Raw genomic sequence first — 701 nt, 5'->3', positions numbered from 1 at the left:
GCTGCAGGCCCTCAACGATCACGCTTTCACCTTCACGCAGACCATCCTTTACAATGATCGCTGTCCCTTCGGTCGTGCCTGTGGTGATGTAGCGTTGTTCAACCATTTGCTGGTCATTCACCACCAGAACAAAGTCACCACGCTGGTCGCGTTGCAGTGCAGCTTGCGGAACCAGAACTTCCAGGGTGGGTTCGAGTGCTTCAATCTGTACGGACAAGAAAGCCCCATCCACGATCAGACGTTTATCATTTTGAAATTCGGCGCGCATCGTGATTGCGCCGGTGAGTGGGTCGATGCGGTTGTCAACGAACACGATCTGGCCGGTCTCGTCCAACTCTGATCCGTTGGGCAGGATCAACTTGACGACCGGACTTTTGTTGCTTTCGGCCAGAGTGGCTGCATTTTCGCCAACCGTTTCCAAAACCGAGGTGAACTGTTTTTCGTTCAGCGAGAAATTGACGTAAATCGGCGCCTCGCTGACGATATTAACCAATGGCGGGTTTGTGGGGCCAACGACGTCGCCGACACTGATAGCGACGCGGCCAATGCGGCCGGTAAAGGGGGCGTGTATCTGGGTATAGCTCAGATCCAGATCAGCCTGCAGGATCGCAGTCAAAGCGTAATAGATATTGGCCTCGGTGATCAGATCGTTGTTACGCGCGAAAACACGCACAGAAACAGGAGTGTCAACCCTATCAATG

1 protein-coding gene is annotated in these 701 nt (G+C 53.5%); it reads right to left on the bottom strand.

Features of this window, described 5'->3' with window-relative positions; genetic code table 11:
- A partial coding sequence (locus tag ACR0C6_RS21785; protein WP_480621236.1) for an efflux RND transporter periplasmic adaptor subunit occupies positions 1-673 on the bottom strand: 673 nt, incomplete at its 3' end.
- Positions 674-701: the final 28 nt, after the last annotated feature.

This window comes from Ruegeria sp. AL12 (genome assembly GCF_056540885.1).
The sequence above is the reverse complement of the archived record's forward strand: the minus strand, read 5'-3'. Positions and strand labels throughout refer to the sequence as shown.